The 14,075-nt window shown below is 76.7% G+C and carries 12 protein-coding genes; 4 read left to right on the forward strand and 8 right to left on the reverse strand.

Going from position 1 to position 14,075, the window contains the following annotated elements; genetic code table 11:
* Positions 1-46 precede the first annotated feature (46 nt).
* A complete protein-coding gene (locus tag ACIRBY_RS01950; RefSeq protein ID WP_403894613.1) occupies positions 47-1,948 on the reverse strand; it encodes an ABC transporter ATP-binding protein in 1,902 nt (633 codons plus the stop codon).
* Positions 1,949-2,096: 148 nt separating this feature from the next.
* Between ACIRBY_RS01950 and ACIRBY_RS01955 the strand changes: the two genes are divergently transcribed.
* On the forward strand, positions 2,097-4,097 hold the full coding sequence (locus ACIRBY_RS01955; RefSeq protein WP_403894615.1) for an AMP-binding protein: 2,001 nt from the start codon (positions 2,097-2,099) through the stop codon (positions 4,095-4,097).
* Here the strand turns inward: ACIRBY_RS01955 and ACIRBY_RS01960 are convergent.
* A complete protein-coding gene (locus ACIRBY_RS01960) occupies positions 4,052-5,887 on the reverse strand; it encodes a GNAT family N-acetyltransferase (protein ID WP_403894617.1) in 1,836 nt (611 codons plus the stop codon). The two genes, ACIRBY_RS01955 and ACIRBY_RS01960, sit on opposite strands and share 46 nt — an antisense overlap.
* A 107-nt stretch (positions 5,888-5,994) precedes the next feature.
* On the opposite strand from ACIRBY_RS01960, the gene ACIRBY_RS01965 reads away from it, so the two are divergent.
* Positions 5,995-6,417: a DUF350 domain-containing protein gene (locus ACIRBY_RS01965; RefSeq protein ID WP_366456051.1), complete on the forward strand. Its 423-nt coding sequence runs from the start codon at positions 5,995-5,997 to the stop codon at positions 6,415-6,417.
* Between the two features lie 77 nt (positions 6,418-6,494).
* Here the strand turns inward: ACIRBY_RS01965 and ACIRBY_RS01970 are convergent, their stop codons facing one another.
* From ACIRBY_RS01970 to ACIRBY_RS01990, 5 genes are all read right to left on the reverse strand, one after another.
* On the reverse strand, positions 6,495-7,718 hold the full coding sequence (locus ACIRBY_RS01970; protein ID WP_403894619.1) for an acyltransferase: 1,224 nt from the start codon (positions 7,716-7,718) through the stop codon (positions 6,495-6,497).
* Positions 7,715-8,767, reverse strand: coding sequence for an alpha/beta hydrolase (locus tag ACIRBY_RS01975; protein WP_403894622.1), 1,053 nt, complete (start codon positions 8,765-8,767; stop codon positions 7,715-7,717). The genes ACIRBY_RS01970 and ACIRBY_RS01975 overlap by 4 nt, the downstream gene beginning before the upstream one ends.
* 171 nt (positions 8,768-8,938) lie before the next feature.
* Positions 8,939-9,109: a DUF6126 family protein gene (locus ACIRBY_RS01980; protein WP_403894625.1), complete on the reverse strand. Its 171-nt coding sequence runs from the start codon at positions 9,107-9,109 to the stop codon at positions 8,939-8,941.
* 92 nt (positions 9,110-9,201) lie between these two features.
* Positions 9,202-9,882 carry a response regulator gene (locus ACIRBY_RS01985; RefSeq protein ID WP_403894627.1) on the reverse strand — a complete coding sequence of 227 codons (681 nt, stop codon included), beginning with the start codon at positions 9,880-9,882 and terminating at the stop codon, positions 9,202-9,204.
* Positions 9,879-11,231 (reverse strand): histidine kinase, encoded by a 1,353-nt coding sequence (locus tag ACIRBY_RS01990; protein WP_403894630.1) that lies wholly within the window; start codon positions 11,229-11,231, stop codon positions 9,879-9,881. Before ACIRBY_RS01990 ends, ACIRBY_RS01985 begins: the two co-directional genes overlap by 4 nt.
* A gap of 97 nt (positions 11,232-11,328) precedes the next feature.
* Here ACIRBY_RS01990 and ACIRBY_RS01995 point away from each other — a divergent pair, with 97 nt between their 5' ends.
* Together ACIRBY_RS01995 and ACIRBY_RS02000 are read left to right on the forward strand one after the other, a co-directional pair.
* Positions 11,329-12,270, forward strand: coding sequence for an AEC family transporter (locus tag ACIRBY_RS01995; protein ID WP_403894633.1), 942 nt, complete (start codon positions 11,329-11,331; stop codon positions 12,268-12,270).
* 50 nt (positions 12,271-12,320) lie between these two features.
* On the forward strand, positions 12,321-12,716 hold the full coding sequence (locus tag ACIRBY_RS02000; RefSeq protein ID WP_403894636.1) for a hypothetical protein: 396 nt from the start codon (positions 12,321-12,323) through the stop codon (positions 12,714-12,716).
* Here ACIRBY_RS02000 and ACIRBY_RS02005 read toward each other — a convergent pair.
* Entirely contained in the window at positions 12,670-14,064 is a 1,395-nt protein-coding gene (locus ACIRBY_RS02005) for a hypothetical protein (protein ID WP_403894639.1), read from the reverse strand. The two genes, ACIRBY_RS02000 and ACIRBY_RS02005, sit on opposite strands and share 47 nt — an antisense overlap.
* Positions 14,065-14,075 lie beyond the last annotated feature (11 nt).

A 14,075-nucleotide genomic window follows, 5' to 3' on the forward strand; every position in this document is an offset into this window, starting at 1 on the left:
ACCCCGCACGGGGGAGCGCCCGGCCCGGCGGGCCGGTGCGGGCCGCTCAGCCGGCCGCGGCCGTGCCGCGCGTCGCGAACTGGGTGCGGTACAGCTCCTCGTAGCGGCCGCCCGACGCCAGCAGCTCGGAGTGGGTGCCGCGTTCCACGACACGGCCCTCCTCCACCACCAGGATCAGGTCGGCGGCCTGCACCGTGGAGAGCCGGTGCGCGATCACCACGGCCGTCCGGCCCGCCAGCGCCTCGGCCAGGGCCTCCTGCACGGCCGCCTCGGAGGTGGAGTCCAAGTGGGCGGTGGCCTCGTCCAGGATGACCACCCGCTGGCGGGCCAGCAGCAGCCGCGCGATGGTCAGGCGCTGCCGCTCCCCGCCCGAGAGCCGGTAGCCGCGCTCGCCGACGACTGTGTCCAGGCCGTCCGGGAGGGAGGCGACCAGTCCGTCCAGACGGGAGCGGCGCAGGGCCTCCCACAGCTCCTCCTCCGCCGCGTCGGGCCGGGCCAGCAGCAGGTTGGCCCGTACCGAGTCGTGGAAGAGGTGCCCGTCCTGGGTGACCATGCCCAGGGTGTCGCGGATCGAGTCCGCGGTGAGGTCGCGCACGTCGATCCCGCCCAGGCGCACCGCGCCCGCGTCGGCGTCGTACAGGCGCGGCAGCAGCTGGGCGATGGTGGACTTGCCGGCGCCGGAGGAGCCGACCAGCGCGACCATCTGGCCGGGTTCGGCCCGGAAGGACACCTCGTGCAGCACCCGGGTGCCGCCCCGGGCGTCGAGGACGGCCACCTCCTCCAGGGAGGCCAGCGACACCTTGTCGGGGGAGGGGTAGCCGAAGGAGACGCGGTCGAACTCCACCGCCACCGGGCCGTCGGGCACCCGGCGGGCGTCCGGCTTCTCGGCGATCAGCGGCACCAGGTCGAGGACCTCGAAGACCCGCTCGAAGCTGACCATCGCGCTCATCACCTCGACCCGCGCCCCGGCCAGCGCGGTCAGCGGGGCGTACAGCCGGGTCAGGAGCAGGGCCAGGGCGACGACCGAGCCGGCCTCCAGGCTGCCGCGCAGGGCGTAGTAGCCGCCCAGGCCGTAGACCAGGGCGAGGGCCAGCGCCGAGACGAGGGTGAGGGCGGTGATGAACGCCGACTGGGCCATCGCCGTACGGACCCCGATGTCGCGCACCCGCGCCGCCCGGGCCGCGAACTCGGCGGACTCGTCGGCGGGACGCCCGAACAGCTTGACGAGAGTGGCGCCGGGAGCGGAGAAGCGCTCCGTCATCTGCGTGCCCATCGCCGCGTTCAGCGTCGAGGCCTCGCGCTGCATCCCGGCCATCCGGGTGCCCATCCGGCGGGCCGGCAGCACGAACACCGGCAGCAGCGCCAGCGCCAGCAGGGTGATCTGCCAGGAGATGCCCAGCATCACCGCCAGCGTCAGCAGCAGGGTGACGAGGTTGGAGACCACCCCGGAGAGGGTGTTGCTGAAGGCCCGCTGGGCGCCGATCACATCGTTGTTGAGGCGGCTGACCAGCGCTCCCGTCCGGGTCCGGGTGAAGAACGCCACCGGCATCCGCTGGACGTGGTCGAAGACCGCCCGGCGCAGGTCGAGGATCAGGCCCTCGCCGAGGGTGGAGGAGAGCTTGCGGGTCAGCAGGCCGAGTCCCGCCTCGGCCACCGCGATGAGCGCGATCAGCAGCGCGAGCCGGGTCACCCGGCCGGTGTCGCCGTCGCCGCCCGCCGCCGCGCCCTGGACGATCGCGTCCACGATCCGGCTGGCCAGCAGCGGGGTGGCCACCGCGAGCAGGGCGCCCACCACGCTGAGCAGCAGGAAGAGGGTCAGCCCGCGCCGGTGCGGGCGGGCGAAGGCGGCGATCCGGCGCAGGCTCGCCCGGGAGAGCGGGGGCCTGCCGCCCTGCTGGGCGTTGATCGCGCTGTGCAGTGAGTGCCAGGCGGTGACTTCCATGTCCATGACCCCCACGGTAGGACCTCGACCAAACTTGAGGTCAAGGGAGCGGTGCGGAGGGCCGCCCGCCGTTCCGAAGACCGTCAACTTCCGGCCACGGAAGGGAATTTCGAGAACCACGTGTCCGGTCCGGTCGTGGTGGCATCATCGGGGAATGACGCAGGCATCGCACTCCGCCGGCTCCGGCCGGCCCGCCGCCGACACCGTGCTGGAGCGCTTCGAACAGTGGGCCCGCGACACTCCCGGGGCCCCCGCCGTCATCGTCCGCCCGGAACCCCTCTCCTACGCCGAACTCGACGCGCGCGCCGACCGGCTCGCCCACCACCTCCTCGCCCTGGACCTGCCCGCGCACGCCCGGATAGCCGTCGGCCCCACCCGCCGCGAGGACGGCGTCGTCGCCCTCCTCGCCGTCCTCAAGGCCGGCGCCGCCTACGCCCTGGTCGACACCGGCGACACCCGCACCGCCCGGCTCCAGCTCGCCGCCCTGGAACCCGACCTGCTGGTCACCGACGCCGCGGGCGGGGCCCGCCTGGACCGGGGCGAGGGCCTGCGGACCCTGCTCACCGACGAGGAGGCCGACCGGATCGCCGCCCGCCCCGGCCGGCCCCCGGCCCGCTCCCCGCAGCCGGCGGCGGCCGCCGCCGTGCTGTTCACCGGCACCGCCGAGCCCCGCCCCGTCCCCGTCGGCCACGACCTGCTGCTCGCCGCCCACGAGGCCTGGGACCGGGTCACGCGTCCGACCCCCGAGGACCGCCACCTGTTCACCGGCGGCCCGGACCTCACGGCCTTCGCCGCCGGCTGGACCCGCGCCCTGTGCTCCGGAGGCGCCCTCGTCCTCCCCGAGGGCCCGGCCTGGGCGCCCGGCGCGATACCCGGGGCCGTCGCCGACCACCACGCCGGCGTGCTGCACACCGACCCCGCCGGCGCCCTGCGCCTCCTCGACCGGAGCCTGGACCCGGCCGGCGCCGCCCCCCGGGGACGGCGCGAACCCGCACCGCTGCTGTCGACCCTGCGCCTGCTCACCGTCACCGGGGACCGGCTCTACCTCGACGAGCAGGCCGCCCTCCAGGACCGGCTGCGCCCCGGTGCCCGCGTCCTCAACGTCTACGCACCCGCCGAGGCCGCCGGCACCGGCACCTGGTTCGAACTGCCGCAGCTGCCCCGCCCGCTGGACGAGCCCGGCGGGCTCTCGCTGCTCGGCACCCCGTTCCCCGGCTGCCGCACCGAGCTGCGCGACGGGGAGGTGCTCCTGACCCCGCCGGGCGGCGGCGACGCGCTGGCCACCGGAGACCTCGCCGCGCTCCGCCCGGACGGGCTGCTGGAGTTCGGCGGACGCCTGCGCGACCGGATCACCCTCGACGACGGCAGCCCCCTCGACCCGTACCCCGTCGAGTCCGCGATCCGCACCCACCCCGGCGTCGGCGCGGCCGTCGTGGCCCCCGTCCGCAGCCGCCGCGGCACCCGGCTCGTCGCGTACGTCGCCCCGCCCCCCGACGACCCCGGCTGGACGGGGGCCGGCGCACCCGTGGACATGGAGGGGCTCCGCGAGCACCTGGCGGGCCGGGTGCTCCGCGCCGGGAGGCCGACCGGCCTGGTGCACCTGCGCACCCTGCCCCGTACCCGGGCCGGACAGGAGGACCGGGCGGCGGTGCCGCAGCCCCCGGAACCGCAGCCGCGGCCCGCGCGCAGCGGCAAGTACGGGTCCGCGGCCGGCGGCGAGCTGCCCGGCTGCTTCGGCTTCGGCTGCGCGGCGGTGCCGTTGACCGTCCTGGCCCTGCTGGCCACCGACCTGATCTGGCCCGGTTCCACCGACCTCACCGGGGTGCCCGGCCCGTGGTCGTTCCTCTTCTCCGTCCTGTACCTCTTCGAGTGCTCGGCCTTCGCCGCGGGGCTGCTGTTCCTGTGCGCCGGCCGCAAGCGGATGCCGCGCCCGGGCCCGGGGCGGCGGTGGACGGCCGCCGCCCACCTGGCGGTGGCGTACCTGCTGATGGCCTGGTGGCCGCAGGACAACCTCTACCGGCTCGCCGCCAAGCACGACTGGCCCCGGCAGGCCGCCCTCGTCTACGCCTTCAACATCCCCCTGATGATCGCGGGGCTGGTGGTGGCGCTCTACCTCACCCGCAGGCCCGTCTCGCCCTTCGACTTCGACGACTGACCCCGCCCCTCCCCGGCGAAGCCCTCGCCCACCGCCAGGGCCCGCTGCCGCACCACCGCCCCGGCCGCGTCCAGCACCTCCCGGCTGTGCGCGGCCACCAGCACGCCCAGCCACGGCGCCGGGTCGAAGGCGCCCGTCGGGATCGCCGGCACGAACACGGCCCCGAGCCCGGCGCAGTCCCGCGCCAGGCCCGCGCACACCTCCTCCAGCTGGGCCTCCGGCAGCCGGGCGCCCAGCTCCACCCGGTCGGTGATCCGCACGAGGTGACCCGCGCCCCGCAGCTCGTCGAGCCGGGCGGCCGCCATGAACGCCGCCGACGGGCCGGTGAGCCGCAGGTTGGCCTCGGTCGGCGCGAGCCGCCCGGACGCGTCCACGACGAAGTCCACGTCGAACCAGCCCCGGTGGCCGGCCGCCGCCAGCTCCCGCCCCACCGCCGCCCCGAAGTCCAGCAGAGGTGCCTCCAGGCGGGCGGGCACCACCCCGGGGCCCACCACGGCGCCCCGGTACCCGCCGTCGGCCACGTCCATCAGGGCCGCGCCGACCGTGTGCGGGCGCCCCGCGCCGTCCACGAAGCCGTCGTAGGTCAGATCCCGGGCGGCGTCCGGTTCCGCCGGGCCGTGCACGTACTCCTCCACCAGCAGCGGACCGCGCGGCAGCCGGCGCACCAGGGCCCGGGCCCCGCCGGCCGCCCGTACGCGCCCAGGCGTCACCACGATGGTGCCCGAACCCCCGACGCCGTGCTCCGACTTGAGGACGGTGCCCTCGCCAGCCCGGGCCCGCGCCGCCACCCGCCGGACCGCCGCCCGCCGGCTCCCGGCCCGCCACTGCGCGGGCAGCGCGACCGCCGGATGGCCGCCGCCCGCCAGGATCCGGGCGAACAGGGCGTGGGCCGCGGACTTCGACTCGTACCGCAGCGCGTCCGGCCGCCACGGCACGCCCGCGAGCCGCGCGTACGGACCCGTCGGCCCCCACGGAACGAGCGGCAGCCCGTACCCCGTCACCCGACGCGCCAGCGCCGGCCGGGCCAGCACCGCCTCCGACAGGCCCGGGCCCCGCTCCGCCAGGCCGTCGTACACCTCCACCTCCGGCCCCCAGCCCAACGGCCGCCCGACGGCGCCGGCCCACCAGCGCGGCACCGGCCTCGGCAGCAGCAGCGCGGCCGGGCGGGGGCTGTAGAAGGCGGCCAGACAGGCGTAGTCGTGCGCGGGCTCCTGCGCCGGGTCGAGGGAGGCGTCGGCGAACTGCGCGTTGAACTCGGCCACGTTGCCCACGTGAACCGCCGCCACTCCGCCCGTCCAGGCCCGCGCCCAGGGCGCGAGCGGGACCGGGGCCACCGCGAAGCGGACCAGCCCCGGCGGGGAACCCGCCGCCGGGACGGCGCCCATCGCCCGGTAGAAGCCCGCCGCATGGGGGTCGGCGTCGATCAGCAGCCGCCGGAAGCCCAGGGCGGCCGCCCGGCGCACGGCGTCCAGGTACAGCAGCCGCCCGAGCCCCCGGCCGATGGCCGAGGGCTCCACGAACAGCAGCCCGAGCCGCGCCGTCCCGGGGGAGCCGCCGTCCGGGCCGCCCGCGTCCCCGCCGCCCTCCAGGGAGGCCAGGCCCAGCGCCTCCCCGCGCGCGTTCTCGGCCACCACGATCCGCCGCGCCGTCAGCTCCTCCTCCCGCACCCGCAGTTGCGCAGCGCACGCCGCGAGGAACTCCGCGCCGTACCCCCAGTGCGCCTTGGACCGCATGACCAGCGCGGTCAGCGCCGCCGCCTCACCGGGCCGCGCGGGCCTGGTCTTTGCCATCTCCTGACCTCCCCATGGTCCGGGGCTGGGCCGTGCGATACATTCGGCCTCCCCACGGCACGTCCTTGGCACATCCCTATCCCACCCCCGCGCAGACAGGCTTCTCCATGAGCGACATCGTCGACGGACTCGGCCGTACGACCGCCTACGGCGCCCTCGGGCTCGTGCTGCTGGTCCTCGGCATCGTCCTGGTGGACGTGCTGACCCCCGGGAAGCTCCCCCGGCAGATCTGGGAGGAGCGCAACCGCAACGCGGCCCTCCTGCTCAGCTCCGCGCTCCTCGGCATCGGCGGCATCGTCTTCACCTCGATCTGGACGACGTACGAGGACTTCGGCAAGGGCCTGCTGTCCACGGCGGCCTTCGGCCTGCTCGGCCTGGTCCTGATGGCCGTTGCCTTCCTGGTGCTGGACCTGGTGACGCCGGGCAAGCTCGGCGCCATCGTGGTCGACCCCGAGCCGCACCCGGCCGTGTGGGTCACCGCCTCCTGCAACCTGGCGGTCGCCGCGATCGTGGCCGCCTCCATCGCCTGACCGCCCGGCGCGCCACCCGCGCCCGGACGACAGGAGGGCGCCGCTCCCCACCGGGAGCGGCGCCCTCCCCGCGTTCCCTACGCCAGACCCAGCGCGAACACCCCGAACCCGGCCGCCAGCACCCCCGCCAGGGCCGCGCGCACCGCCGCCCCCCGGCGCCCCGGCGACGGCGGCGCCTCGAACCGGCGGGCGAAGCGGGCGATGGCCACCAGCAGCGCCGCGAACACCGGCAGCCACAGCGCCCGCGCCGCGACCCAGCCCAGGCCGTCGGGAGCGGTCGTGAGCCCCGCCACCGGGCCGCCGGCGAGGGACGCCGGCACGGCCGCCGCCAGCATCGCCGTCTGGTGCCAGCACAGGACGGTCATCGCCGACAGGTTGACCACCACCACCGGGGCCCACAGAGCCGGCCGCGCCAGCAGCCGCGCCAGCCGGTCCCGCAGCAGGATCGCCGCGCCCGACTGGGCCGAGGCCAGCGCCAGGACCAGCAGCGACGGCGGGTGCGAGTTGGTCCGCGCCGCGCCCGGCACGCCGACCATCGACGCCGGGTAGTGGAAGACCGCCAGCAGCACCGCGAACAGGACGGCCCCGCCCACCAGCAGCAGCCGCGCACCGGCCCGGCCGATCCGCCGCTCGCCCCAGGACACGCCCAGCTGGTAGGCGAACAGCCAGCCCGGCAGGACGTTCAGCACCGACAGCCAGGAGGGCACCGAGGCGGAGAGCGGCCCGTAGCGCAGGAAGTCCACCACCGCGACCGAGACGAGCAGCGGGGCCGCAGCCCAGCCGCCGAGCCGGCCCGCGGCCCGGACGCAGTACGGGGTCAGCGCCGTCACCACCGCGTACACACCGACGAACCACAGCGGCTGCACCACCAGGGTCGCCCCCGTCCGCAGCGTGGCCTCCGGCACGCCGGCCGCGTACAGCACCGGCGCGGCCAGCGCCCACACGGCCGTCACCCCCAGCACCGGCCGTCCCAGCCGGACCATCCGCCCCTTGAGCCAGGCACCGGTGGAGCCCGTGCGGCGGCGGAAGGAGAGCACCGAGGCGTAGCCGCCGACGAGGAAGAAGACGCCGAGCATCTGGAGCACCCAGCTCGCCGGGGCGAGGGCGCCGACGGCCGACAGCGGACTGGCGTTGTGCAGCCCGCCCTCCGCGTCGAGGATGAAGCCGCCGAGCAGCCAGTGGCCGGTCGGCACCGCCAGCAGGGCCAGCGCCCGCAGTCCGTCGAGCGCCCGGTCCCGGTGGGCCGGCGTCCGCCGGTCGATCCGCGCGGCGGCCCGCCGCAGCACGCCCGCGGCGCTCACCGGACCTCCCCCTTCGCGATCGCGGCGAAGGCGGCCAGCGAGCGGGTGCCGGGCGCGAAGTACCCGGTGTGCCCCACCACGTCGGAGGCGGGCACCCGGCGCGCGCCGAAGGCCGGCGAGGCCGGGTCGGCGCCGTGCCCGATGCCCGCGACCTCCACGTTCGGCACGTCGGCGATCCAGTCGGAGGGGCCCCGCGCCGCCCACACCCGGGCCCGGGTCCCCAGGTCCGCGGCGGTGTCCGCGCGCATCCCGGGGGAGCCGAGGACGACGATGTCGCGGGCGTCGGTGTGCCGGGCCGCCAGCCCGCAGACCACCGAGCCGTAGCTGTGGCAGAGCAGCACCGGGTCGGGAGCGCCGACCGCGTCCAGCCCGGCCGTGAACCGGGCCAGCCGGACCGCGCCGGCCTGCGCCAGCCGCCCGCCCGCCGCGTCCAGGCCGACCCCGACCGGGGTGGTGTACCCCGTCCACGCGACGACGGCGGTGTCCCCGGCGGCCCCGCCCGCCGCCGCCCACAGGGCGCGGGCCATCCCGGCCGGGCCGGTGTCCGGCCTGCGCGGGGCGTCGTGGGAGAGCGCGTCGTTGTCGGAGCCGGGCACGACCACCGCGACGTGCGCCGCCCCTTCGAAGTCCCCGAACACCTCGGCGACCTGGCCCCGCCCGCGCGGGTCGAAGACCAGGATCCGCCGGCCCGGGTCCGCGAGGGAGGCGTAGCGGGCCTCACCCGTGGCGAGGACGGCCAGCCGGTTGGCCTCGTACCGCAGGGGGAGCGGAGCCCCGTCCAGATTGCCGACCACGAGCGGGTGCGCGCGTACGAGCTCCCGCCGCGCCGCCCCGTCCAGCCCGGCGAAGAACCGGGCCACCTCGTGCGGGTCCGCGTCCGCCGGATCGGGCAGCGGCCGGCCCCGGGCCGTGTCGGCCCGCCAGTCCGCGGCTCCGGGCGGCGGCCCGGTGACCGGCCTCTGGCTGTCGCCGCAGGCCCAGCCGGCGGTTCCCGCGACGACGGCCACCGCCAGTGCGGCCGTGACGATCGTCCTCCCGAAGCGGCCCATGGCCCTTCCCCTCTCTCCTCGTGACGGAGGGGAAGGTAGGGAGGAGGTGTCCGCGGGCGCGTCGGACCGGGGAGCCAAGCCCGATGTCATACCCCGGTAGGGGGTGGAGGAGGGGCACGGCCCCCGGGTACGCGTGCGCGAGCCCCTCCCGGCGGGCGGCCGGGAGACGCCTCACTTCTGGGCGTGCTGCCCCAGGTAGAACAGCAGCATGACGAACGCGGCGAACACGTGGGTGCCGGCGATGTAGAAGAAGGCGCGCAGGGCGACGCCCTTCGCCTTCCACTTCTCCTGCTCCGCGGCCCGCTTCCCGCAGGCGCCGTGGTCGGGGCTGTCGTCCGTCACGACCTCTGGCCTCTCTTGCCGCACTGTACGATCCGGCCAGTCTAGCCCCCGCCGGAAGAGGGCCGCCCGGGCCTGCGCGCGGCCGGCCGGCTTCAGGCGGGGTCGCCGGGGCGGACCAGGCCCGCCTCGTACGCGAAGATCACCGCCTGCGCCCGGTCGCGCAGGTCCAGCTTGCCCAGCACCCGCCCGATGTGGGTCTTGACCGTCTGCTCCGCCAGCACCAGGTGCGCGGCGATCTCCTGGTTCGACAGCCCCCGCGCGATCAGCTCCAGCACCTCCGTCTCCCGCGGGGTCAGGCCGTTCAGCCGCAGCGCCGGGTCCTTGCGCGGCGCGGGCCGCTGCCGCACGAAGTCCGCGATCAGCCGCCGCGTCACCGAGGGCGCCAGGAGCGCCTCGCCCGAGGCCACCACCCGGACCGCCGCGATCAGGTCGGCGGGCGGGGCGTCCTTCAGCAGGAACCCGGACGCGCCCGCGCGCAGCGCCTCGTACACGTAGTCGTCGATGTCGAAGGTGGTCAGCATCAGCACCTTCGGCCGGTGCACCACCCCCGCGGGCGGGTCCAGGAGCTCCCGGGCCGCCGAGAGCCCGTCCAGCTCCGGCATCCGTACGTCCATCAGCACCACGTCCGGGTGCACGGTGCGCGAGAGCCGTACGCCCTCGCGGCCGTCGGGGGCCTCGCCCACCACGTCGATGTCGGCCTGCGCGGACAGCAGCGCGGCGAACCCCGCCCGCACCATGGCCTGGTCGTCGACGACGATCACTCGGATGGTCAACTGGATTCCTCGGTCCGGGAGTCGAGCGGCAGCCGGGCGGCGACCCGGAAGCCGCCCTCGGGCAGCGGGCCCGTGTCCAGGGTCCCGCCGGTCAACCGTACGCGCTCGCGCATCCCCACCAGACCGTGCCCCGTGCCCGCTGCCTCCAGCGCCACCGCGCCGTTCTCCGCGGGGCCGTTGACCACCAGCACGAGTACCTCGCCGTCCCCGGCGGAACGGCTCACCGACACCCGCGTCCGCGCCCCCGGGGCGTGCCGCACCACGTTCGCCAGGGCCTCCTGCACGATGCGGTACGCCGACAGGTCCACGGCCGGCACCGCCCGCGCCGCCTCGGCCACGCCCGCGGCCAGCGACAGCTCCACCGGCTGCCCGGCCCGCACGGTCGCCTCCACCAGCTGCTGGATGCGTCCGACGCCCGGCTGCGGCGCCCGCTCCCCGCCGCTCATCCCGTCGCCGGCCCCGTCCCCGCGCAGCACCGTGAGCAGCCGCCGCATCTCGCCCAGCGACTCGCGCGCACTCGCCGCGATCGCCGCGAACTCCTCGCGCACCGGCTCCTCCATGCCCGGCAGCCGGTAGGGGGCGGAGTCGGCCTGCACCGTGATCACCGACATGTGGTGGGCCACCACGTCGTGCAACTCCCGGGCGATCCGAGCCCGTTCCTCCAGCAGCGTGCGCCGCGCCCGCTCCGCCCCGCTGATGCTCTCCTGCTCCGCGATCCGCTGCCGGGCGTCGCCCAGCCCGCGCAGCGCACCGGTCAGCGCCAGCACGACCCCGGCCAGCACGAACTGCAGGGCCACCGTGTCGACGACCCCGGCCGGCGCGAAGAAGCCCAGCACCACCCCGGCCGCCCCCGTCGCCAGCCACACCCCGACCAGGGTCCGCACGGACTCCCGCAGTCCCAGGCAGGCCATCAGCACCAGGTACCCGACGATCCCCATCGGCGTCCACGGCCAGGGGCGGCCCGCCACCCCGTCGGCGGAGACCAGCAGCACGGCCCCGACCACGTCCGCGGCCAGCACCGCCGCCCAAGCCGGCACCGGCCGGGTCACCGCCAGCAGCAGCGGCACCGTCTGCGCCACGCCCAGCGCCCCCGCCCAGCCGCCGCCCACCCGGTAGTCGTTCGTCAGCACCGCGATGGTCACGGGGATCAGCACGACCACGAAGACGGCCGCGACGGCGAAGGGCGCCGTCCGCTGCCAGCGGCGCGGGGCCCGCGCCAGCAGCGGCTCGCCCGCCCGGGCCGGGGTGCGCAGCGCCACCGCCAGCTGGGCGAACCGGCCGGCGGTGTCGGCCGGGCGGGCGGCCGGATCCTTCCGGGCACGGCCCGGGACGCGCGGTGTGAACCTCATGATCCGCCAGCCTATGCGCCGGGGCGTCCGCGGGGGATCGCAGCGCGGGCGGATAGGCTGCACGCCGTCCGAAAATCGAACGAGGGAGCCGGTGCACATGGGCGGGGCAGCCGCACTCGAGAAGCTGGTCCCGGTCCTGCTGGCCTTCGGGGGCGGGGTCCTGCTCGCCCGCCGCAAGACCGTCCCGGCGGAGGCCTCCAAGGCCTTCTCCGACTACGCCTTCCTCTTCGCCGTCCCCTGCTACCTCTTCGGCAACATCTACGCCGCCGACCTGGGCACCCTGTTCGACTGGCGGGCCATCGGCGGCTACGCGGCGGCCGCCGCCGTCGCCGTCCTCGCCGTGGCCCTCGGCGCCGCCGCGTACGGCGTGCGGGAGCCCCGCGCGGTGGCGCTGCGCGTGATGGCCGGGGTCCAGGTCAACACCGCCTACTTCGCCGTCCCCGTCTTCATCACCCTCTTCGGGACGGCGGCCCCGATCTTCCCGGTGCTGCTGTTCCAGGTGTGCGTGCTCTCGCTCGTGGTGATCGCCCTCATGGAGCTGGGCCGGGCGGGGCCGGGCGGCCCCGGCACCCGGCTCTCCCGCGCTCTGGCCGCCTCCCTCGCCACCCCGCTCGTCCTGGCCTGCAACGCGGGCATCCTGCTCAACCTGCTCTCGGTGCACGTCCCGAAGGTGCTGCTGGACGGGGCCGCGTTCGTCGGCGACAGCGCCTCGCCGGTGGCCCTGTTCGCGCTCGGCCTGCACCTCGGCGCCGTGGGCCTGGACGTCCGCGGCACCACCCGGGAGGAGGCCGCCCTGATCGCCTTCAAGTGCCTGGCCTTCCCGCTGCTGGCCTGGGCGGTGTGCGGGGGGCTCTTCGGGATAGGCAGCCCCTGGCTCGCGTACCTCGTCCTGATCGCCGCGATGCCGACCCCGCAGAACCTCTTCATCTTCGCCCAGCGCTACGACATCGGCGTCGACCTCTCCGCCGCCGTCGTGATCAAGAGCTCGGTGGTCTCCCTCCTGCTGCTGCCGCTCTGGCTCCAGACCGTCGCCTCGTAGTGCCCCGCCGGCGGCTCGTTCCCCCGGCGGGCTCCGCTCGTTGACCGGTCATGGAGCTGCTGCCGATGATCGCGGCGCCGGGTGTCGGCGAACGGGCCGACGCCGCGGCCGATGCCGCCTGCCACCTCTACGACGCCGTCGCGCCCTGGAACGGCGGCGGCCCGGGCGGGTGGAGCCGGACCGCCGCAGAGGACGCCGCGGAGGCGATCGAGACCACCGCGCACGCCCTGGCGCACGTCCACCCGAGGGCCGAGGTCATCCTGGCGCCCGTGCACGCGGCCCTCGCCGACCTGCGCCGTCAGCTGGAGCTGCCCCCGGCCGACGCGCTGACCGCCGACGGGGTGCCGGTGACCCCGCGGACGGTCGGCAACCCGCGCCGGACCCGCTGGGTGCGGGTGCTCACTCCGCCCGCACCCCGGCGACCGCCGACTGGTACAGCTTCCTGACCTCCGCGCCGAAGTAGGCGCTGTACGAGGTGTCGGCCGTGGGCCCGCCGGTCTCCCAGCCGCCGATCACCCCGACCACGTCCCCCGTCGCGGTGTCCTCGTCGAAGCGGGTGATGAAGGGGCCGCCGCTGGTTCCGCCCGGGTAGCCGGTGCAGTCGATCCGCAGGAACGATCCGGGGCTCCCCGGGTCGGTGCTGGTGAACTTGGTCGTCTTGTTGACGCACACGCGCGGGCGCGGCGACGGTGCCGGGTGGCCGATGAGGACGACCTTGGGGTGGTTGAAGGCGGCCCCGGTGACGAGCCGGTTCCCGCCGACCACGTCCTCGACGTCCTCGCCCGCGGTGTCCGGTCCGACCTGGGCGAAGGCCACGTCGAGGGTGGCGGCCTTCGCGGCGCCCTCGGTGCGGTAGCGGGAGGCGATCCACACCTTCGAGCGGCCCGCCGCGTCCCGCAGGACGGGGAACATCCCGTACGGGCGCGGGTTGGCGCGCGTGTACTGCGGGACGAAGGCGATCTGGCGGGTGTCGCTGCCGAGCAGGCAGTGCGCCGCGCTGAGCACCATGTTGCGGCCGGGGGAGGAGACCACGCTGGCGGTGCAGAAGTAGGCGCCGGCGCCCTTCATGACGAACATCCGGCCGACGACGGGGATCCCGTCGAAGTCCTGTCCCACCCCGGCCGGGCCGGTCGGGAGCACCGGGGCGGGCAGCGTGGAGGGCGCCCCGGGCGCCGCCGTGGGCCTCGGGGCGGGGGGCACGGGGGCGGGCAGGGTGCTCGCCGCCGGTGCGGGCGCGGGCAGCGCCGTCGCGGCGGCGGCGGAAGCGGCGGGCGCCTCCGGAACGGGGGGCGCGGCGGGTGCGGCGGGGGTGGCCGCCGTCGGCGCGGCAGCCGCGCCGGGTGCCGCGGCGCCGGCCGCCGCCGTGCCGGGTGTCGCTGCGCCGGGCGCTGTTGCGCCGGGCGCTGTTGCGCCGGGTGTCGCGCTGCCGGGTGTAGGCGTTCCGGGCACCGCCGCGCCGGGTGCCGCTGTCCCGGGTGTCGCTGAGCCGGCCGCCGCTGATCCGGGTACCGCGGCGTCGGCCGTCGTCGTTCCGGGTGTCGCGCTGCCGGGTACCGCCGCACCCGGCGCCGCCGTCCCGGGTGCCGCCGCGGCCGGCGCCGCCGCGCCGGGTGCCGGCGGGTCGGGTACGGGGACCGCCGCGGCCATCCGCGCCGGGGTCCAGAACGCGGCGGCCTCCCGCGCGGTCCAGCGTCCGGCCGAGGCCTCGGCGCTCCCGGATCCGGCTCCGGGCAGCGGCGCGCCCGGCAGCAGCAGGGCGGCGGTCGCCGCCGCCAGTGTGAACGTTCGCAGCATGTCTCGTTCCT

It is taken from the genome of Streptomyces sp. NPDC096136 (assembly GCF_044763325.1).
Classification (GTDB): Bacteria; Actinomycetota; Actinomycetes; order Streptomycetales; family Streptomycetaceae; genus Streptomyces.

Excerpts from the sequence above, each read along its gene's own strand:
- ACIRBY_RS01950 (WP_403894613.1), bottom strand. The coding sequence starts at position 1,948 with ATGGACATGGAAGTCACCGCCTGGCACTCACTGCACAGCGCGATCAAC.
- ACIRBY_RS01955 (WP_403894615.1), top strand. The coding sequence starts at position 2,097 with ATGACGCAGGCATCGCACTCCGCCGGCTCCGGCCGGCCCGCCGCCGAC.
- ACIRBY_RS01960 (WP_403894617.1), bottom strand. The coding sequence starts at position 5,887 with ATGGCAAAGACCAGGCCCGCGCGGCCCGGTGAGGCGGCGGCGCTGACC.
- ACIRBY_RS01965 (WP_366456051.1), top strand. The coding sequence starts at position 5,995 with ATGAGCGACATCGTCGACGGACTCGGCCGTACGACCGCCTACGGCGCC.
- ACIRBY_RS01975 (WP_403894622.1), bottom strand. The coding sequence starts at position 8,767 with ATGGGCCGCTTCGGGAGGACGATCGTCACGGCCGCACTGGCGGTGGCC.
- ACIRBY_RS01990 (WP_403894630.1), bottom strand. The coding sequence starts at position 11,231 with ATGAGGTTCACACCGCGCGTCCCGGGCCGTGCCCGGAAGGATCCGGCC.
- ACIRBY_RS01995 (WP_403894633.1), top strand. The coding sequence starts at position 11,329 with ATGGGCGGGGCAGCCGCACTCGAGAAGCTGGTCCCGGTCCTGCTGGCC.
- ACIRBY_RS02000 (WP_403894636.1), top strand. The coding sequence starts at position 12,321 with ATGGAGCTGCTGCCGATGATCGCGGCGCCGGGTGTCGGCGAACGGGCC.
- ACIRBY_RS02005 (WP_403894639.1), bottom strand. The coding sequence starts at position 14,064 with ATGCTGCGAACGTTCACACTGGCGGCGGCGACCGCCGCCCTGCTGCTG.